The organism is Vibrio penaeicida (assembly GCF_019977755.1).
Taxonomy (GTDB): domain Bacteria; phylum Pseudomonadota; class Gammaproteobacteria; order Enterobacterales; family Vibrionaceae; genus Vibrio; species Vibrio penaeicida.
Map to the genome: position 1 here is coordinate 1,911,926 of NZ_AP025144.1, position 18,774 is coordinate 1,930,699.

Consider the following 18,774-nt stretch of genomic DNA (forward strand, 5'->3'; position numbering starts at 1 on the left):
ATTGGAAAGTATGACTTAAAACTGAGGTTTATATGCGTGTAAATCAACCCGTAACACAGAAAGAAGTAACGTACCCCAAGAGCTACAATTTATTATCAGTGACATCAACAAGCAGCCACATCAAGTACGCCAGTAAAGAATTTTGCGAGGTGGCAGGGTATTCGTTAGATGAAATGGTTGGCGAACCGCATAACATGGTTAGGCACCCAGACATGCCGCCCGAAGCTTTCAAAGATATGTGGGAGCATTTGAAATCTGGCAAGTCGTGGATGGGAATCGTTAAAAATAGATGCAGAAACGGTGATCATTATTGGGTGGATGCATTTGCATCTCCAATCAAAGAAAATGGTCAAGTTGTTGAATACCAATCTGTTCGTCTATGTCCCGATAGAAACCATGTGGACAACGCAGAGAAAGTCTACGCACAGATTCGTAATGGTAAAACACCATTTAAGCTTAAGTTGCCACGTACGAGGCTTTGGCAGCGCGCAGCTATGCTATTCGTGCCTGCAGCTGTTATCGCCGCTGTTGCCGATACATTCATGTCTGGTGTTGGAGTATGGGCATTACTATTGCTATCTATTTTAGCGGTATACCAAGTATCAAGACGATTGGAAGCGCTCAGTGAAGAGTCGAGAAAAGTGTTCGATAACCCATTGATGGAGCTGGTGTATACCGACCATATTGATGACATTTCTGAAATACAACTGGCTCTCAAAATGAGACAGTCAGAACTGAATGCGGTGGTTGGACGAATTCAAGATTCGAATGAACAGATTGGAGAAGCGGCGCAATCCTCATCCAATAACTGCGATACAACCGCGTCCAATCTAGAAGGGCAAACGGCTGAGACCGAGCAAGTCGCCGCCGCTGTAAACCAGATGCATGCAACTGCAAACGAAATTGCTGAAAATGCACAAAGCGCCAGTGAAGCAACAACGAATGCCAGCACGGCGGCATCTGAAGGGTTAGAGGCCGTTAGCCAAACTAAAGGCGCAATCCATCAGCTGTCCGCTCAGTTAGATGAAGCTTCAGGGCTGTTTAGCGAGCTTGAAGCACACGGAAAAACCATTGGGGATGTGCTTACAGTTATCCAAGGCATCGCAGAGCAAACGAACTTACTTGCATTAAACGCAGCCATTGAGGCAGCACGTGCAGGTGAACAAGGTCGTGGTTTTGCAGTCGTTGCAGACGAAGTACGAACCTTGGCTCAACGAAGCCACGAGTCGACAGAAGAAATTCAGTCGGTTATTACCCAAATTCAAACCAGTACCCAAAGTGCCGTTAATGCTATGCAAGAAGGTAATGGGTTGTCCAAACAGTGTGTTGAAAGCGCAGAAGTATCAGGAAACAAACTTGATACGTTGATGGGGCAGGTTTCAGATATTTCGGATAGAAACAGCCAAATTGCTACGGCGGTAGAGGAAATGGCTAGGGTGACGGAAGACATGAACTCGAGTGTTCAGTCAATCAGTGAAGTGTGCTCTGCGACAAACATACTGGCGAGTGATACACGCGATGAATGTGAAGGTCTTGTAACCAATCTAAGTTCTCAAGGACAATTGGTTAAGCAATTCCGTAGACTATAAATAAACCCTAGAATTTGGTTCAAAGCCCTACATAGTAGGGCTTTTGTTGTTTTTGAATTGGCAAATACTCTTAACTTGAGTACGTTTATCTTGTTCAAAGTGCGATTGAAACTCTATTTGGCTAACACCATTGTTAAAATCACACGTCATCGTGGACATGGCTGGTTCCATAAAGGGTAGGTAGTTAATGCCAGTGTGTTCTGAAGACCAGAGTGCTTTTTTGCTATTACCTTTTTCTGCTGTAATGCTAATAATAGCCTTGAGCGTATTTTCATTTTTAGTCGGTATCAGAAAATCGTAGTGAAATGCTCGAAAATAAAAAGCACCGTTTTCATCGGTTTTTACAATATCGACAACCTTTCCTAACGTTTGGACTTCCCTGATTACCGTAATGCCCGATAACGGTTTACCTTCTAGAAAGATTTTTCCAGACACTGGTGGTGCAAGCTTATGTGGGTTTTAAGAAAGGGAAAGTGTATCGCTGAGTATCAAGTTTGAATACGGGATCAGACAGATCACCAAAAGCCTTTTGAACATAGAGACGCATTGAATAACAAAAATGATATGAATACGTTAACGTTCAAAACTCATTGTGAAAAATGTCAAAAGACAAAATGGCAAAATTATTACTTCCATTCTGTCAAATCTTCGCAATTGAGGTGGTGGCTTACCAGCGTGCAAACAATTGCAATTGCGCTAATCGCAATCGAGTTAGAGTTGTCAGCACACGCTTAGCTTTGTTCACTGGAATCCAAAGATGGAAGTAACCATTCTTTAGTGAACTCTGACGGAGGGAGAGCTTTTGAGTAATAAAACCCTTGCCCAATATCGCAATTGATTTTTCTTATATACTCCGCTTGTTCTTGAGTTTCTATGCCTTCGGCTACAGTTTTCATCCCTAAACTGCGTGCCATCGACACAATAGCTTTCACTAACGAGCGGTTATTTGCATTAGTGTGCATGTTTGACACAAATGACCGATCGATTTTCACGCCATCAAATTGGAGTTTCTGCAAATAACTCAGCGAAGCGTAACCTGTTCCAAAATCATCTAGGAGAACTTGAATACCATGTTCTCTTAGACCTCTAATGATATCCCTTGCCGCATCAATATCATGCAATAGCTGACTCTCTGTTACTTCGAGCTGAAGTTGGTTTGGCTTACATCCTGCCTTCATCATGCTTTTTGCCAAAATCGCCCCAATGTCTTGCCGGTAAAGTTGTTTTGCAGACAGGTTAATTGTTAGATAAAAGTCTGGGGTAATTTGGTTGTCTTCCCACTTCACTAATTGATTGCAGGCGAGGTCTATTAAATGTGAGCCCAAAGGCAAAATCATATCCGTATTTTCTGCAATTGGGATGAACTGATCGGGCATAATGATACCCCGAGTAGGGTGGCGCCAGCGCACCAACGCTTCAGCACCAATGATTTTCCCCGAACTCATGTCGATTTTGGGTTGATACCATAGCTCGAATTGGCTTGGATCAGCCAGAGCTTTTCTTAACTCTTGCTCTATGTCTATTCGTTGTTCAATTTTTTTGTTCATGGCATGAGTGAACAAACTGTATGTATTTTTGCCTTGATCTTTAGCGTGATACATCGCTATATCGGCATTTTTAATTAATGTATCTGCATCGAGCCCGTGTTGAGGGAAAGAAGCGAGTCCAATACTTCCTCCTGCGACAATAGAGTCGCTTTCAATTAATATTCCTTTTTGCAAAGTATCCAGAATATTATTAGCCATATGCTCGCGTTGATCACCACTCAAGCCTGTACAACAAATTAGGAATTCGTCACCACCAAGACGAGCAACCATATTCGATGTGGGCTCTACAAAGCTGAACCCCACTTCACGGGCTAGCCGAGATGAAACGATTTCGAGCAAATGGTCGCCAGATGCATGGCCAAAATGGTCGTTGACTTGCTTGAACTCATCCAAATCTATAAAGAAAAGATCAATATTGTCATGACTTTCAGAGGCGATAAGCTGGTTCACATGCTTAATAAAGCAAGAGCGATTAGGTAACCCTGTTAAGGCATCGTGATAGGCCATGAATCGGATGTCTTCGGTATGTTTTTCGATACGCATACCCATGTCATTATAGGCGGTCACAAGTTTCCCTATCTCATCAGAACGACGTAGTACTGGCATCGAACGAAAGTTCCCTTGCCCCGTTTCTTGTATGTGAGCGGTGAGCTTTCTAATGGGCTGCGTAAGTGACCGCGCCATCAAAGCAGCAAGAAAAAGACTTACAATGAAACTGACGGTCGTAACCCAAAAATGGCTTCGATATAAACTGTGTATATTCTTTTCATACACATCGCCAATGACGACTTGGTTCGCGGAAATGTCGGTGAGTAACTTGTCTAAACTTAATTCTATGTAGACAGCCCCCATTGATACACCTGATTGTGAGATCGGCTGAATGTAGATTAATTCGGAATTAGTTTGTTTAATGAAAGCGGTATTCTTTTCCATCGACAATTTAATTGACGACTCATTGGGCGGTGTGGCACCAAAAAGAAGCATTGATTCCGTTCCGTCGTGGAAGATTTTGCCATTTTGATCGATGACATGAACTATCTTCACTTCTTGCTGTGAAATTGCAGGTTGAATGGCTAAGTAGGTGGCTTCTAAATTAAAATTATACAGAGGATCAAACAGATGCTCCGCAAGATAGTGAGCAATGGACTTACCCCTAAGTTCAAGCTGCTGACTCAAACTCGTGCGAGTATGGTTGTTGAGTTCTTCGATAATACTCTCTGTGTGCTGAGTATATAATTTTTGTTGAAGTACAAAGTGGCTAAGAGAGAGCGTAGCGATAATACTCGCAGTTGCAATAATGTATCTTGTGCTCAGCCTTATCGAAGAAAACCGACTCATTTTTGCAATGCTTCAATTTTGGGAAGGTGCTGACGAGCTTCATCAATGACATTTAACATGTCTTGGTTTAACTCATCGAATTGCGACGTTTTCTGAAACCGCACAAGCGTTGCTTTAGCACTGGGGTCTAAATGCATTGTTTTTAATGTATTTTTAATCGCTAAATTCACTTCTGCTGATAAAGAAGGTGACGATATCATAAGGTCTCGAGGATAAAGGGATGATTCGTATACAATTTCGACAGATTGTTTAATTCTATTTGGAAGATCTTCTGTTGAATCCCAGTTTCTGTCACTAAAAGCACCAAGGTCGGCACGTTGCTGGTAAACCCAAGACGATATGTTTATTTCATTGGATTGTTTAAGCTGTTGATTCATAAACATATACCCAATTTTGTCTGGATCTGGTCTCTCTGCATGGCTCTCAAGATATTGCAATTCGTATCCCTGACCAATAAGTGCTACAGCAGGTATAAAAAACGAACTGTTTGAACTTGGTTTTTCAAATAGAATTGTTTTCCCATTTAGCTCACTGAAATTTAGGTTTTGCTCATCATTTCTGCCAAATATTATAGAGTGATAGGTTGATCTGCCTTTTTTCCAACGCCTTACAAGTATATTCGCATCAATTCTATTTTCATAAATTAGTGCACTATAAACCGTTGCTGGTACGAGATGAACATGCCCATTCTTAAGCTGTTGAGACATTTCCTCTAGCGTTGGAACAACGACAACTTCCCCATGTGTATAGCCATATTCCTTTAAGGAATTTGCAAGGTAGTCAGCTAATGGAAGGCTCCACTTAATCCTGGATTTAACTTTTTCAGATACGGCACCAATAATAAAAGGTTTATTATTCAGTTTGATATCTCTATTTTCTACAGAGATCGCGGGCATTGAGATTAAACTCACTAGCACGAGTAGTGCTTTTGAAGCTAAAAAAGAAGTCATAGGTTTTATCATAATGACAGAGCTCAATATCGAAAATTAGGTGGGGAAACTAATCTGAAAGGATAGGGATAACGACATTTTCTGTAAATAATAAATGGAAGTAAGTTAACAAAAATTGAGCAATAAAGTATTGCAAGATGTTTCTATTGCGTTTAGGGAATCATAATGTTTTCTAATTGGCTCATTAATAGATTTGATTTACCTAAAACTTTACTTTTAAAAATGAGAATCTCTGACTATTTATAAATTAAACGATAGAGTGTGGTGTTAGATGGGATTAATGAGGTTATGCGAGTTTGATAGTCATATCTTTGTCGAAGCGATGCCTGTTTTTGACCAAGCCTGACGAAATACTAATTAAACCCCAAAATAAGGAAAACAAAGAGTTATCGTATCCAAAATTGAGATTTGGGTATTTGATTTTGCAAAAACGCAGACGCATAATGTTTTGATACTGAACCCTATCTATTGGACTGATTGCATGTACCTTTCTAATCCCGAAGACTTTCAGAAACATTTGTTTAGGAATGAAGACGGATTTCTATGTGCTGAATACCAAGGTTATACCTTTTCTAGTGTATTTCAGCCAATTAAAACAACAGATGGTAATGTGTTTGGTTATGAGGGGTTGGTGCGAATCAAAGATGAAACTTCAAATATTATAAGACCGGATCTTTTCTTCAGAGACCCTTCACTAAGCTTCATTGATATCATTAATACCTCACTTCTATGTGCCAGTATTCATCTTAGAAACTTTGCTCAATCAGGGAAAAGCGATAAAAAAATCTTTATCAATGCTTCACCGCTCGTTTTTCAGGTGTTGTCACATGATGAGAAGTCTATTCAAATCCTATTGAGCTTTTTGCAAATGTTCTCTCTGCACCCATCTCAGCTGGTTTATGAAATCATGGAGTTTGATGAAGGAAACATACAAGAGATTCTTAATGGGGCAAAAGTACTAAGTGAATACGGAATTACCGTTGCGATGGATGACTTTGGGCAATGTGCTTCGAATGCTTCTCGGGCAAAAATCTTGCTTCCTTCCATCATCAAGCTGGATAAATCTTTGCTTGATAACTTTATTAATCGCGATGATCTAGACCTAGTTGATTCCATTGAGTTAGCAAAAAGCATTGGTGCGCAAGTCATACTTGAGGGGTTAGAGACAAGAGAGCAACTAGATAAGCTGGCTCATCTCGACATTGATATGTTTCAAGGGTTCTACCTTGGAAAGCCTGCGCCACTTTCGCCACAAGATCCTGCAATAAAGCTGAAAAGCACTCAACCTTAGTAATTTTAGGCTCTAAAAGTGTCCAGCAAGTAAGCATAGAGCTTATTAAGGTATATAGTAAACAATAAGGGATTGAATAAGGAAGGTAGAATGAACCGTTTTCACTGGGTGGTAAGCATCTTATTTTCATGCAGTGTTTCAACTAGCGCTATGGCTGTCAACAAAGTCACCCTGACGCTGCCAGCATTTAGTGATAATGGTCAATCCTACTTTCATGAGCTTTTAGTGGAATCATTAAAAGCTCAAGGAGTACAACTCAATATTGTCACACCTTCTAGACATACACCTCAGAAACGTGCCGTGCATATGCTGAATAAAAACCAGCTCTCTATGTATTGGTTAGTTAAAACGCCTGAACGTAATGCCAAATACCACATAATCGATGTTCCACTCACTGAAGGCATGATTGGGCAGAGAGTGTTACTTATTCCGAAAGGCGCTCAAGCTCGATACGATGATATATCGACTCTTGAAGAGTTTCGTAAGCTGGGTTTTGTCGCAGGCTTAGGGGCAAATTGGTACGATATTGATGTCTGGAATGCTAACAAGCTTCCTTACCATGTTAAAGATGGTGAATGGAGACAATTGTACGAGATGCTCAGTGTAGACGGCGGGGTAAACTACTTCCCCAGAGGCATGCACGAGGTTGTTGCAGAAGCTGAAGCTCAACATCAATTAGACATCGAAGAGAGCCTGATTCTAAAGTATGACCGCAGTATGGTGTTCTACATGAGTGAATTGTCGTTAGAACATCAATTGCTTATCGAAAGGGCATTGAACCATGCAAAAGACAGTGGTTTAATGCAGAGGCTTATAGATAAGCATTGGAAAAATACCTTAAAAATTATAAAACCCGAAGGTCGAACGATTATTGATTTGACCTCACCATAAAAGTTAGTTGCTAGAAAAATGAACCTAAAATTTAAAAGGCTTTGGCTGGGCTGCATGTATAGTGCTGCCTCAGTTTTGTCATGCTACACAGTGGCGGACACTGTACGGCTTACATCATTGTATTGGCCTCCCTATACGGGAGAAAATCTTGCCGAACAAGGTGCCAGTGTGGCTGTCGCTCGTGCGGCTTTCGCCGCTATGGGGCACCAGCTTGAAGTTGAGTTTTACCCTTGGAATCGCGCTGTATCCCTTGCGAAAAATAACGAGCGGTATGCCGGCTATTTCCCTGCTTACTATTTTAGAACCAATAAGCTGCTGTTTTCCGACACTATGGGAAGCGGTATGCTCGGATTTGTAGAACAGAAAGACGATCCAATTAAGTGGCGTGCTTTGACAGACTTGGTTCCTTATAAGATAGGCGTTGTAAATGGGTACCGAAATACCATTGAATTTGATGACATGGTGCAAAGTGGTCAATTGTCGGCTGTTTCTGTTCTCACTGATAAGCAAAATGTGCTCAAAGTCGCTGATGCTCGATTAGATGTCGCAGTCATCGATGAAAATGTTTTGAAGTTTCTGAAGCTGCATGATGAAAATGTTTCTAAAGTGAAAGACAAAGTACAAATGAATAAAAAGCCTTTAGTGAACAAACATTTGTACATTGCGTTTAACCGAGGTGAGCAAGGTGAAAAATGGTTAGACATCTTTAACCAGGGTCTCACAAAAATTGATGTCGACAAGATAATGTCGACATATATGAGGTTACATTTCGAAACCGACTGATCGTATTTATTAGCGTCGAACAATAAACTTATTGATAATCGCAGACTATTATTTCATTTCACAATAAAAGAGAAGGAAGGGCGCTTTACCGTTTTCCTTCTCTTTTTAGTTTGAGGCTTATCAGAAGATAAAGTCAAAGATCCTTCTTTTCGAGCGAAGTGGCTATAAACTGACGAACGCAAAAAAAGTAAAGCTCAGTACTATCGGAATACCATAGGCTATACCTTTTTCTCGAATTGTCTGAAAACCTCTGTATCTAATTAGCATGACGACAATTTGTAACCCTCCGACCAAGCACATTAAGATAAGCGCAAGGGCGAGAAATTCTGGCTTGATAGCGAGTGTATAAGCCGTTAGAAGCTTGGTGTCACCACCACCCCAAATACCTATAATTGTGGCGATAAACCCTACAATGAAAACCAAAGCCGCATAGGGTAATGACTCAAGAATAAACCCATTCATTAGTGCTAAAGTGATGGATATTGCCGCGATGATGAGGGCGTACTTGTTGGGGATAATTCTGTGACGAGCATCCGAGACGCATATCGCTAACCCCGCTGACACAAGCCCCAAAAAAAGTATAACTTGAAAGATAAATTCTGCGTTCATGCGGTGGAGTATATAAATACTCGCGTAACAAAGTACAGCAAAAACAACCGCAAACCCCCAATCCTTCCTAGCGACTTACGATGACTCGGGTATAATCAGATCGTGTTAGTGGGTATAACGACGAACTAGATTAGCTAAAAGGATTAAATATGCAGAGCGTTGCGATTTTGCTCTTTGTCTTGGTAACCGTATTTCTTGTATATCAAAAATACTTTGCGAAACGCTATGCACCGATCACCTATCCTTATAAGAAGGTTGGAAACTTAATGAGCGGTCCTGAGGTGGCATTTTATAATGCACTGATCACCGCTGTTGATAATCGCGCTTTAGTATTCGCAAAAGTGCACATGGCAGACGTATTGATGCCGGCACCAAACAAAGATAAGAAAAAGTGGTTAGCGGCATTTAATCGAATTGCGAGAAAACACCTCGACTTTGTGGTCTGCCGACCTGGTACGCTCGAAGTATTGTGTATTATTGAGTTTGATAACGGCAAAGAGCTGAACAAAACCAAGGCGGAGAGAGAAAAGTTACTGATGCACGTTTGCAAAACGTCGGGCATACCTTTAATCGGCGCCAACGAAAAGTACGCCTATCAAGTAGGAAGATTAAGAAAGGTACTAGCTGAATATGTCGACACTATCGATATCGAACCCGAGGTCCGATTTTGTAAGGAATGCCAATCTCCAATGGTGGTGAAAGTAGGGATGCAAGGTCCACACAAGGGAAAACGGTACTATGCATGCAGCCGCTATCCGAATTGTCGCCATACAGAAGATTTTATTGAAGAAATTAATTGGTCCTAAACCCTAGGGCGATAAAAGCGTAACCCGAGTTGAAGATTCTCAAACTCGGGTTATTTTTTACCTTTCACTTGTGACATTGTCACTCCATTACTAGCAAAGAGTGCTGGCATAGATTTATCCAAGTTTTCTAAGTCTTCGGCAGAGATAATGACAACCGCAAGACCATAACGTTTGTATGTTTGGATTTTAAGCTCAAATTCGGCTTCCAATTCTGTATCCGTTTTATTCGGGTGTATTTCTAAATAGAGGTTTACTCTAGGTAAGTAGAATGAAGATTGAACGTCGATATCGATCGGTAACGTTCTAGCGTACGCATGTGCAATACCAGTGAGATACAACCAGTTATCTAAATGCATTTCTTCGGTTGTTCGCACGTAATGACCATCTGCACAGTGAAATTTGGCTTCAAATTTTTGTCGGAAATTAGAGTAAGATTTATCTGTGGATCGTTGGCTAACATGGCACCCCAATAATTCTTCTGCAGAAGAGAGTAACCGCGTATTCATGATGATACTTTTATCCCAAACAACGTAATCAATGTTAGAAGCTTTGTTATGCCTTTGTTCCGCACCCATTCGTTTGCCCAATGTACTTGCTACCCATCCTCCATCAGATTTGAGAATCCACCCCAACTCACCAAGCAGTTGATTCGATTGCTGGGAAGTTAACTTAAGTCGTTCACCCACTTGAGCTGCGGTCAGTTTGTCTTCTTTTGAGTCGTATAAAGGAACATATAAGTCCTGAGGCCAAACGATGTAACGCCCGTATTGCTTTGACTCTTTATAGCGCCCGCCTTGAGCCAAGCCTATTTCTGTTAACGTCCAATGTTCTTCTTCTTTGAAGACGAACTCGTATTTCTCTAGCGCTTGAAACAAAGCACCTGATTTAACATTCAATTTTTCAGCGAGTTTACTGGTTGAAATCATTTTTGTTTATCGGGAAGTTCATGAAAGTTTAACTATTGTATACCCAAGTGACCTCAAGATGCAGAGCGCTAATTCATAATTTAGTTCACGGAAAGAACACTGTGAATTTAATAACCACACTAACGTTGCATGTAATGAGCAATATTGAACTATATTGATATTAAGGTTGGCTTATATAAGAAAAAATATGTCAGAAAAACGCGTTTTTGTCATTGCCGCGGAAGTAGCAGCGGAGCTCAATAAAGGCATGGTTATTGCGAAACGGCTTTTGCTGATAGCGAGTAACGCAAGGGCTTTAGCGCTAAGAGCTGGAGTAAGTGCCGCGGGGTTTAGGCCTATTACCGACTCCATCGATGAACTAGTTCGAACCACACTTCAGTCTTCCAAAGTCATCAATAAAAAAGCCCAAAAGCTAAGCCGAATCGCAACGGCAGAAACGCGCGCGGCGTCGGCGTTAATCAAGTTTGAAGACGTCTATAAAACCGCAACGAATGCACAATTTATCTGTAGCTTGGAACCTACCATTGCTGAAACGCATACACATCACAATGAGCTCATGGCTGAATTTAAACGCGAAGCCAAGGGGTTAAATGACATGTTGAGGGTGTTACACAGTGAACTAAGAACAGCGCAAATTATTTCAACCATGCTCAGCGTAGAAGCTTCACAAGCTGGTGAAGTTTATCAAGATCAACTGAATAGTATCGCGACTAGCGTATCGCAGTCTGCTAATTCCATTCAAAGCCATGTTCTTCAATCCTTAAATCTATTTTCTGAACTGACTAGGGTAGTTTATGCAAGCAAAAGTTCTCTTTAATCAAGGTTCTCATCGTTGGGTTGTTTTCGGTCGTGATCCAGAGAAACCAGATGGTATCGTGGACACCAATCAGTACATGATAACCAATCGAGATGAAGCCATACTGCTTGATCCGGGAGGCATTGAGCTTTTTTCAGCCATGCTAGGCTGCGTTGTTAAAGAAGTACCCATAGAAAACATCACTCATCTTTTCGCATCACACCAAGATCCAGATATTATTTCTTCATTAGGTTTATGGGATCAAGCGCTAACTAAAGCCAAATTACACTCTCCATGGCTTTGGGAGGGCTTTATTCGCCATTTTGGTATGGAAAAAGTGGACTATGCCCCAATTCCTGATGAAGGACGTAGTCTCAATATTTCTGGAATCGAGATCCAATTTATACCTGCTCATTACATGCATTCGTCCGGAAATTTCTCAGTTTACGATCCACAAGCTAAAATATTAATGTCAGGAGACATCGGTGCAGCATTGGATGCTGTCGATGCCCCCATGTTTGTTCAAGATTTTGATGCTCATATACCAAAAATGGAGTATTTTCACCAAAGGTGGATGCCCTCAAATAGAGCTAAGACTGCATGGATAGAGAAGGTCAGTAAGCTGGAAATTGATATGCTTTGCCCTCAGCATGGTGGCATATTCAAAGGAGACGACGTGAAACGTTTTCTCATGTGGCTGGATAAGCTCGATGTAGGTGTTGCGATCAAGTAGCCACATTTCTACTTCGGGTATGACATAACTCATTATCAGGTTTGAACACATATTATGTCTGTATCTAACGTAGAAACAATCGACATCGAACAGGTGAACATTTCAGCGTGCTTTTTTGAAAAGCGTGATCTGTGGAAGAACAAGCAACTAAAACGAGGAAGTAAGCCACTTTTTGATTTTTGCTTAGATTTTGGTATTCGCTTTGAAGACTTAATTGAAGCTGGGATCATTGAAAGGAAAGAAACACCCGATAACACGGCTCTCTCAGATTATCAGATAACAGCTAAAGGGAATGAGTACCTGGTTGCTGAATATGAAAGCTTTTGGGTTGTTGGTTCAAAGCTGGAAGCGTTAGATGACTTTATAGAACAATACATTCATGACATGCTGGTGGGTAGGATAGCGGTCGCCAGTTAGAGCAAGTTAGTCTTAGTCAAAAATAACCCAGGCAAAAGCGCCTGGGTTTTTCATTGTATTCGCTAGAATTGATATTCCAATGTGAGCATCGGTCCGTAAAACTGAAAGTTGACATTTAAATCAGCCAAATCCGCACCATAATCGACATTCACTTCATAGTAGCTATAAGTAGCAGCGGCATGCCAGCTATCACTGAAACTGTATTGAAGCCCTAAATTGGCATCAACCAAAAGCCCTTTAATGCCATCGAATTCAATGTAGAAAAACTGAGCGTGTGAAATCGCTTTCCAATCGTCATTTATTGAATACTCTGCCTCTAGCCCAATATCGGGTAAAGGTGCCGTTACATCAGTAAAAGCATAATTGCCGAGACCAAGCACATTATTGGTATTTCCACCTTGTAGGTATAGTTCTCCACCAATACCGATTTGTAGTTGCATAATATGGATGCCTGCCGTTACATCCAGGTCCCATTTATCGCTTTCATAGAAAGAATACGAATAACCAAGCCGCGCCAGATCGATATTCAGAGTAGATTGAACCGTTGCGCCAACCTCTGCTTCATACAATTTGTCGTCTATTGAAACAGCAAAAGAGCGAGCGGCGGAAACGGATGAGTTTCGATGGAGGCTTCTCCAATCTAAATAAACACTGTGTTTTGAGTTAAATGCATATTCAATTTGAAGGTAAGGAAGCATTTCACGCTCTTTAAGGCGCAAGTCCGACTCAAAGTCGAGGTCAAAACTTTTGCGCAGATTGGGGGAGTAGGCCCCCATCGAAGTATCTGCGCTAGAGTAAAAACCGCCAGCAGTCACACTCACATTCCCTGCTTGTGCAGTCGAACAGAACAATACACTTAACCCAGTTGCTAGCCATTTTTTGTTTGCGTTCACAGGTATCCATTCCTTGGTTAAATCAAAATAACATAGAAATAACAGCAATGAGCTGCATAAACAATATTGCACGCCCGATTTTATTCATGAAATTTGTAAATATATTTCGGCCTTTAATTGGAAATTGTGTTTAGCTTCTCTGTTTTGGAATAAATCTGAGTTAGGTCCATGAGTTTAATGGGAATACTTCACAAACGGTCTACATTTATACCCAAAGCGACCGCAAGATACAGGACTTATAGCCTCATATTCTGTTTCAATTTGAGGACAAGAACGTGCGGACACAAAGCAATCCCAACAAATCTTTTGTTAAATGTTTGGTATAACAGGGTAGGTTACTTGGGTATAGATGCAAAACAAAATACCTTCGCGAGGTAGGGCATGCCGTACAGTGAATACGCCGTTATTTTCGACAGCGAGCTGAACATCTTAGGGAAAAATGAGCAATTGGAGCGAAGTGGGCTGTTAAGCCCAACTCCAGGAACCATTGCCGATTCCAAACTTAAAATTACATGGCTTCTATCTGGCCAAGACATTCACCCAACTCACCTACCAGTAGAGAGCTTTCTTCAGGATGGACGAGTCATGGTTGAAAGTCCAGAAGGGACAAGCGAAGGTAGAATTGACGTTATTCAAGTAGGGAAAAACACCTTGTGGCAGGTAAGGTTTGCTCAAATAGGTGATCAGTCCAACTATCAGGAATCGTCTGACGTATTTAAGTTTCGAACCATGCTTGAGGGTTCTCGAGCTGGAACATGGGAGTGGAACGTACAAACTGGAGAGGTCATCTTTAACGAAAGATGGGCACAGATTATTGGGTATGAATTAGAAGAATTAATGCCCATCAGTATTGATACGTGGATAGCGCATTGCAATGAAGATGACTTAGTTAAATCCGAGAAAGTCCTTATGCGTCACTTTTCCGGTGAACTTCCTTATTATGAATGTGAAGTTCGTATGACCCACAAAAATGGTCGAGAGATCTGGGTTAGAGATTTCGGAAAGTTAATGACGCGTAATGAACATGGAGATCCAGAATGGGTGGTTGGTACGCATATTGATATCACGACGAGTAAAACGATGACCCAAAATCTAGCCTCTATGAACACCGAACTTGACGCCATGATAGACGTCAGCCCCAATGTTATTTATCGATGCCAAGACGACCCGTTAAAGAACATTGAATTTATATCCAAAGACGTAGAAGAAATGACTGGGTATAAAAAATCTGAAATCGTGAATTCAAAAGGGTTTTGGGGAAAACAACTCCCTTTAAGTGTGTGCAAAACAGAAAGTGACCTTTTTGTTGGATGGCAAAAATCGAATAGAGGGGAGATTCTCAAACGTCAGTATCGATTTCGGCACAAAGATGGGCATGACATTTGGCTATTGGATTCCATTAGAAAGTTCAAAAGCCCAGTACTTAAAACAAAGGGTTATATTGGATCCCTTTCTGATATCACGTCGCAGAAAGAACTTGAGATCCAATTACAAAGTAGCCAACACAGGCTTAAAACCGCGCATCAAATTGGTAGGTTAGGGCATTGGGAATGCAACTTAGATACGGGTGACGTTTATTGGTCGGACATGGTTTACACCATTCTCGGTTATGAACGAGGTCAAGTGCACCCAAGCCTTTCTTTTTTCAAAAGTTTGATCGCAGAAGAACATCAGCGTCGTGTCAATGAGAGTGAAAAGGCCGCTCAGATAAGCGGTAAGTACAATGTTCAGCACATGATCAAACACTCCAGTGGAACCTTCATTTGGGTTCATGAAATGGCCGATTTTCAAATAGGAACCAATACGTTAATTGGGACCATCCGTGATATTACCGAACAGAAAATCCTAGAGCTTCAGCTTCGCGAACAAGCCATAACTGACCCATTAACCGGAGCTTATAACCGTCGCTTTTACATTGAGAGGCTAGATGCGGAGTTTGAGCGGTTTTGTCGGAGTGGGCGTTCATTTTGCCTGATGATGATCGATTTTGATGAATTCAAGGAAGTGAATGACAATTTCGGTCATTTGTTTGGGGATGAAGTGCTAAGACAAATTGTATCCATTATTAAAAGCCGACTTCGTCACAATGATGTACTCGCTCGAGTAGGGGGAGAAGAATTCAGTGTCATCTTACCTGATACCAATATCATTGGCGCTGTCCAACTGGCGGAGGATATTAGGAAAAAAGTAAGTACCACCGTGATTCACCATGAAGGGGATGAAACCTCAATTACGATTACCATCGGTTTAGTTGAAGCTATTGAAAACAGAGACTCTATAGATACGCTCATGCTTCGTGCCGATGATTTACTCTATAAAGGAAAGATGTCGGGTCGTGACCGCGTGTACTCACAATAACACGCTGTTAAAACGACGTAAGGTTTCTTAGCTCAATCATTGAGATCCCTTTGTTGCCTATTGAGGATTCCTATTTTGAGCAGTAAAATCCTCAAATGAAATTTGTTCTCTGCTTCTGATCTTACAGAGATATCATTATCAACTCTTAACGTGTTTTAGGATTTCTGTGCCTCGATTAGTTTTAGTTCGTGGTTTACCTGGTTCTGGGAAATCAACTTACGCAAAATCTTTATCTATCCACCATGTCGAAGCGGATATGTATTTTGTAAATAAGCACGGCACTTATCAATTTAACCCCCACAAACTCCATCAAGCCCACAGGTGGTGCCAAGGTCAAACTGAACAATTGCTAAAAAATGGGCAGGACGTTGTTGTTTCTAATACGTTTGTGGAGCACTGGGAAATGGCTCCGTACTTGGAAATGGCTACTTATTTCAATGTGGATGTCGAAGTGGTTGTCTGTACCGGAAACTTCACCTCAATACATGATGTGCCCAAAAGCACCATTAAAAAAATGAAATTCAAATGGCAGGATTAACAGTATTCGTTAAGGTCAAACGCATACTTCAAGTAATCGCACGTCTATATAAGACAACGGCACTGTAAAGTACCGTTGTAGAGTATGTGTCGCTTAATGCGGTATATATTACCTAAAAATCAAAATATTACGACGAAAGGTGTTTTACCAGAAAGCGCGTGATATCAACCATGTCTTCGACCTTAATAAATTCTTCAGTAGTGTGAACTTTTGCCATACCAGTCGACAGGTTTACGGTTTTTAAACCTCTACTGTTAAAAATGTTTGCATCGCTGCCACCACCAGTAGATTTTGTTGCTGCTGTAATCCCAACTAATTCAAAGCTCGCCTTAATAGAAGAGACATGTTCATCATTGTCGCTTATTTTGTATGCGTTATAAGCGCGGGTAGACTCAATGTTTACTGAAGCACCATGCTTTTCTGCCGCTTGTTTAAAGGTATCTTCCATGTGCTTAACTTGCGTGGTGAGCTTTACATCATCGAGTGATCTTGCTTCAGCCTCGATGTAGATCTCAGGCATCACAATGTTGGTTGCTTGACCTCCAGAAACCACGCCGATGTTTGCTGTCGTTTCAAAATCAATACGAGATAATGTCATGTTGGCTATGGCTTCTGAAGCAACCACCATTGCATTAATCCCTTCTTCTGGTGCTAGCCCAGCATGTGCAGGTTTTCCTTTAATGGTTACTTTTAAATTTTGCTGACCAGGTGCCGTTGTAATGATGGTGCCAATGGGACCACCAGAATCCAATACAATGGCATACTCAGACTCGACACAATCAAGTTCGAACTGTCTTGAACCATGAAGTCCACCTTCTTCGTGAACAGTAAAAGCGACTTCGATAGTTTGATGGGGGAGGTCATTTTCTTGAAGTGTTCGAACCGCTTCAAATAATGCTGCGATTCCAGATTTATCATCCCCACCTAAGATAGTGTCTCCCGCGCTTCGAATAATGCCATTCTCTTCGATAGGCACAATTCCATTACCAGGAGTAACAGTATCTAAATGCGAACTCACAAGAACACTGCCATCGAGTGTTCCCTTTAATTTTCCATACACATTAAATCCGTTAGAGATATCTTCGGTAACGGGTTGTTTTCTAACTTCAAATCCCAATTGACCGAGTTGTTCAGAAATTGTTTCAGCCATTTCTTTTTCGTTTCTAGATTCGCTATCGATTTTGACTAATGACATGAAATGTTCGACAAGTCTTTGTTGGTTCACTTGTGGCATGAGACCTCTGTATATGGATAAGAGTGGAATTGGATGAGTGATTTGGTATTACAAGCGTGTCTTCTTTCGGTTTTTTCACAAAATAACCGTTCGCCTTCCAAAGTCACGTTTAAATCAGAACATTACATTAAATCTCATTATTATAAGGATGCCTTAGATCAAAGTTGGTCTCGATAGTAAATATCAAACAAACGCTGCTATTCTTTAAAGAAGTAGTGAAAGGATAAAAAAATGAAAAAACTGTTGTTGTTATTGGTTTTACTAGGCCTAGGTGGTGGTGGGGCATACTACTATTTTGTCATGATGCCTCAAGCCATGATGGCAGCAAACACAGAAACAACAATGGTTGATAAAGAACCCGATCCCAATGGCGCCATTATGGATCTTGAAAACAAAGAGAACCTGGCCACAATCGAACTTGGTGAATATTACGTTTCGTCGAGTAGCTTAAATGTTAGACGGGAACCAGGCACAAACGCGTCGATCTCTCGTGTTCTGGACATAGGCGATAAAGTGGAGGTGTTAGAGTCGAATCAAGGTTGGGCTCGAATTTCTGAATATCATAAGTATGGTGATGGTGAATTCGCTCAATGGGTTTCTGAACAATTTCTCTCTTCCTCTGTCCCAGAAAATCTAGCGGAAGTTCGCTCTGGTCGCTTGGAAATTGCGATTAAAGGGTCCGACAATTTTTTGAATCACCGAGATTTGTTTCTTTCAGTATCGCAACTTCTCATAAACGATGGAATATGCACGAATACCGATTTCAAAGAGATTGGTGGATGGCTAAAGTCGGTAGATTATCGCCCACGTGATGTGTATTACACCTATTGCGGTGGAATAGAAAGAGAGCACAAAATTTATCTAGATGCAGAAAATGGTGAACTGTTGAATGTTAACTAGATGTAACGAGGATTTAGGGCGTGACCACTTTAATTTACGACCTAAAATGTATTCTATTTGTTTGTTTTTAAGCTAAATCTAGCCCGTCTCCTTTAAGTGTAAATATTGTTATACATCTGCGATTTTATTTAATGAAATTATCATTTTGTTAACATCTATTTTCAATTAGTGCTTT

General features: G+C 41.0%; 18 protein-coding genes. 11 read left to right on the top strand and 7 right to left on the bottom strand.

The window, feature by feature from the left end; translation table 11 throughout:
- Positions 1-32 precede the first annotated feature (32 nt).
- Positions 33-1,589 carry a methyl-accepting chemotaxis protein gene (locus tag LDO37_RS08595; RefSeq protein ID WP_126606330.1) on the top strand — a complete coding sequence of 519 codons (1,557 nt, stop codon included), beginning with the start codon at positions 33-35 and terminating at the stop codon, positions 1,587-1,589.
- Positions 1,590-1,616: 27 nt separating this feature from the next.
- Here the strand turns inward: LDO37_RS08595 and LDO37_RS08600 are convergent, their stop codons facing one another.
- From LDO37_RS08600 to LDO37_RS08610, 3 genes are all read right to left on the bottom strand, one after another.
- Complete coding sequence (locus LDO37_RS08600) at positions 1,617-2,024, bottom strand: DUF6795 domain-containing protein (protein WP_126606331.1); 408 nt, start codon at positions 2,022-2,024, stop codon at positions 1,617-1,619.
- Between the two features lie 296 nt (positions 2,025-2,320).
- On the bottom strand, positions 2,321-4,474 hold the full coding sequence (locus tag LDO37_RS08605) for an EAL domain-containing protein (RefSeq protein WP_126606332.1): 2,154 nt from the start codon (positions 4,472-4,474) through the stop codon (positions 2,321-2,323).
- The gene (locus tag LDO37_RS08610) at positions 4,471-5,424 is read right to left on the bottom strand and encodes a phosphate/phosphite/phosphonate ABC transporter substrate-binding protein (RefSeq protein WP_185829709.1); all 954 of its coding nucleotides are present in this window, start codon (positions 5,422-5,424) and stop codon (positions 4,471-4,473) included. Before LDO37_RS08610 ends, LDO37_RS08605 begins: the two co-directional genes overlap by 4 nt.
- A gap of 481 nt (positions 5,425-5,905) precedes the next feature.
- Here LDO37_RS08610 and LDO37_RS08615 point away from each other — a divergent pair, with 481 nt between their 5' ends.
- From LDO37_RS08615 to LDO37_RS08625, 3 genes are all read left to right on the top strand, one after another.
- On the top strand, positions 5,906-6,715 hold the full coding sequence (locus LDO37_RS08615) for an EAL domain-containing protein (protein ID WP_126606098.1): 810 nt from the start codon (positions 5,906-5,908) through the stop codon (positions 6,713-6,715).
- Between the two features lie 90 nt (positions 6,716-6,805).
- Complete coding sequence (locus LDO37_RS08620; protein ID WP_126606097.1) at positions 6,806-7,606, top strand: hypothetical protein; 801 nt, start codon at positions 6,806-6,808, stop codon at positions 7,604-7,606.
- 18 nt (positions 7,607-7,624) lie between these two features.
- Positions 7,625-8,389: a substrate-binding periplasmic protein gene (locus LDO37_RS08625; protein ID WP_399481124.1), complete on the top strand. Its 765-nt coding sequence runs from the start codon at positions 7,625-7,627 to the stop codon at positions 8,387-8,389.
- A gap of 162 nt (positions 8,390-8,551) precedes the next feature.
- Here the strand turns inward: LDO37_RS08625 and LDO37_RS08630 are convergent, their stop codons facing one another.
- Positions 8,552-8,953: an A24 family peptidase gene (locus tag LDO37_RS08630; protein ID WP_185829696.1), complete on the bottom strand. Its 402-nt coding sequence runs from the start codon at positions 8,951-8,953 to the stop codon at positions 8,552-8,554.
- Positions 8,954-9,147: 194 nt separating this feature from the next.
- Between LDO37_RS08630 and LDO37_RS08635 the strand changes: the two genes are divergently transcribed.
- Positions 9,148-9,804: a DUF2726 domain-containing protein gene (locus LDO37_RS08635; RefSeq protein ID WP_101113776.1), complete on the top strand. Its 657-nt coding sequence runs from the start codon at positions 9,148-9,150 to the stop codon at positions 9,802-9,804.
- 50 nt (positions 9,805-9,854) lie between these two features.
- Here the strand turns inward: LDO37_RS08635 and LDO37_RS08640 are convergent, their stop codons facing one another.
- Complete coding sequence (locus tag LDO37_RS08640; protein WP_126606094.1) at positions 9,855-10,730, bottom strand: glycerol kinase; 876 nt, start codon at positions 10,728-10,730, stop codon at positions 9,855-9,857.
- Between the two features lie 187 nt (positions 10,731-10,917).
- On the opposite strand from LDO37_RS08640, the gene LDO37_RS08645 reads away from it, so the two are divergent.
- From LDO37_RS08645 to LDO37_RS08655, 3 genes are read left to right on the top strand one after another with little or no spacing between them, the layout of a single operon-like run.
- Positions 10,918-11,547, top strand: a complete 630-nt coding sequence (locus LDO37_RS08645) for a chemotaxis protein (RefSeq protein ID WP_126606093.1) — start codon at positions 10,918-10,920, stop codon at positions 11,545-11,547.
- Complete coding sequence (locus LDO37_RS08650) at positions 11,525-12,259, top strand: oxygen-binding di-iron domain-containing protein (protein WP_126606092.1); 735 nt, start codon at positions 11,525-11,527, stop codon at positions 12,257-12,259. Before LDO37_RS08645 ends, LDO37_RS08650 begins: the two co-directional genes overlap by 23 nt.
- A 54-nt stretch (positions 12,260-12,313) precedes the next feature.
- Complete coding sequence (locus LDO37_RS08655; protein ID WP_126606091.1) at positions 12,314-12,676, top strand: hypothetical protein; 363 nt, start codon at positions 12,314-12,316, stop codon at positions 12,674-12,676.
- A gap of 62 nt (positions 12,677-12,738) precedes the next feature.
- Here LDO37_RS08655 and LDO37_RS08660 read toward each other — a convergent pair whose 3' ends face one another.
- Entirely contained in the window at positions 12,739-13,569 is an 831-nt protein-coding gene (locus tag LDO37_RS08660; protein ID WP_126606090.1) for a DUF481 domain-containing protein, read from the bottom strand.
- A gap of 381 nt (positions 13,570-13,950) precedes the next feature.
- On the opposite strand from LDO37_RS08660, the gene LDO37_RS08665 reads away from it, so the two are divergent.
- Both LDO37_RS08665 and LDO37_RS08670 read left to right on the top strand, forming a co-directional pair.
- Entirely contained in the window at positions 13,951-15,927 is a 1,977-nt protein-coding gene (locus tag LDO37_RS08665) for a GGDEF domain-containing protein (protein WP_126606089.1), read from the top strand.
- A 166-nt stretch (positions 15,928-16,093) separates the two neighbouring features.
- Positions 16,094-16,465 carry an ATP-binding protein gene (locus LDO37_RS08670; RefSeq protein WP_224055415.1) on the top strand — a complete coding sequence of 124 codons (372 nt, stop codon included), beginning with the start codon at positions 16,094-16,096 and terminating at the stop codon, positions 16,463-16,465.
- 127 nt (positions 16,466-16,592) lie between these two features.
- Here the strand turns inward: LDO37_RS08670 and LDO37_RS08675 are convergent, their stop codons facing one another.
- Positions 16,593-17,699, bottom strand: a complete 1,107-nt coding sequence (locus LDO37_RS08675; protein WP_126606087.1) for a M20/M25/M40 family metallo-hydrolase — start codon at positions 17,697-17,699, stop codon at positions 16,593-16,595.
- Between the two features lie 231 nt (positions 17,700-17,930).
- On the opposite strand from LDO37_RS08675, the gene LDO37_RS08680 reads away from it, so the two are divergent.
- A complete protein-coding gene (locus LDO37_RS08680) occupies positions 17,931-18,599 on the top strand; it encodes an SH3 domain-containing protein (RefSeq protein ID WP_126606086.1) in 669 nt (222 codons plus the stop codon).
- The last annotated feature ends 175 nt before the right edge of the window (positions 18,600-18,774 follow it).

Coding starts and splice junctions, on each gene's coding strand:
- LDO37_RS08635 (WP_101113776.1), top strand. CDS start 9,148: ATGCAGAGCGTTGCGATTTTGCTCTTTGTCTTGGTAACCGTATTTCTT.
- LDO37_RS08650 (WP_126606092.1), top strand. CDS start 11,525: ATGCAAGCAAAAGTTCTCTTTAATCAAGGTTCTCATCGTTGGGTTGTT.
- LDO37_RS08610 (WP_185829709.1), bottom strand. CDS start 5,424: ATGACTTCTTTTTTAGCTTCAAAAGCACTACTCGTGCTAGTGAGTTTA.
- LDO37_RS08640 (WP_126606094.1), bottom strand. CDS start 10,730: ATGATTTCAACCAGTAAACTCGCTGAAAAATTGAATGTTAAATCAGGT.
- LDO37_RS08680 (WP_126606086.1), top strand. CDS start 17,931: ATGAAAAAACTGTTGTTGTTATTGGTTTTACTAGGCCTAGGTGGTGGT.
- LDO37_RS08665 (WP_126606089.1), top strand. CDS start 13,951: ATGCCGTACAGTGAATACGCCGTTATTTTCGACAGCGAGCTGAACATC.
- LDO37_RS08655 (WP_126606091.1), top strand. CDS start 12,314: ATGTCTGTATCTAACGTAGAAACAATCGACATCGAACAGGTGAACATT.
- LDO37_RS08675 (WP_126606087.1), bottom strand. CDS start 17,699: ATGCCACAAGTGAACCAACAAAGACTTGTCGAACATTTCATGTCATTA.
- LDO37_RS08645 (WP_126606093.1), top strand. CDS start 10,918: ATGTCAGAAAAACGCGTTTTTGTCATTGCCGCGGAAGTAGCAGCGGAG.
- LDO37_RS08595 (WP_126606330.1), top strand. CDS start 33: ATGCGTGTAAATCAACCCGTAACACAGAAAGAAGTAACGTACCCCAAG.
- LDO37_RS08620 (WP_126606097.1), top strand. CDS start 6,806: ATGAACCGTTTTCACTGGGTGGTAAGCATCTTATTTTCATGCAGTGTT.
- LDO37_RS08615 (WP_126606098.1), top strand. CDS start 5,906: ATGTACCTTTCTAATCCCGAAGACTTTCAGAAACATTTGTTTAGGAAT.
- LDO37_RS08625 (WP_399481124.1), top strand. CDS start 7,625: ATGAACCTAAAATTTAAAAGGCTTTGGCTGGGCTGCATGTATAGTGCT.
- LDO37_RS08605 (WP_126606332.1), bottom strand. CDS start 4,474: ATGAGTCGGTTTTCTTCGATAAGGCTGAGCACAAGATACATTATTGCA.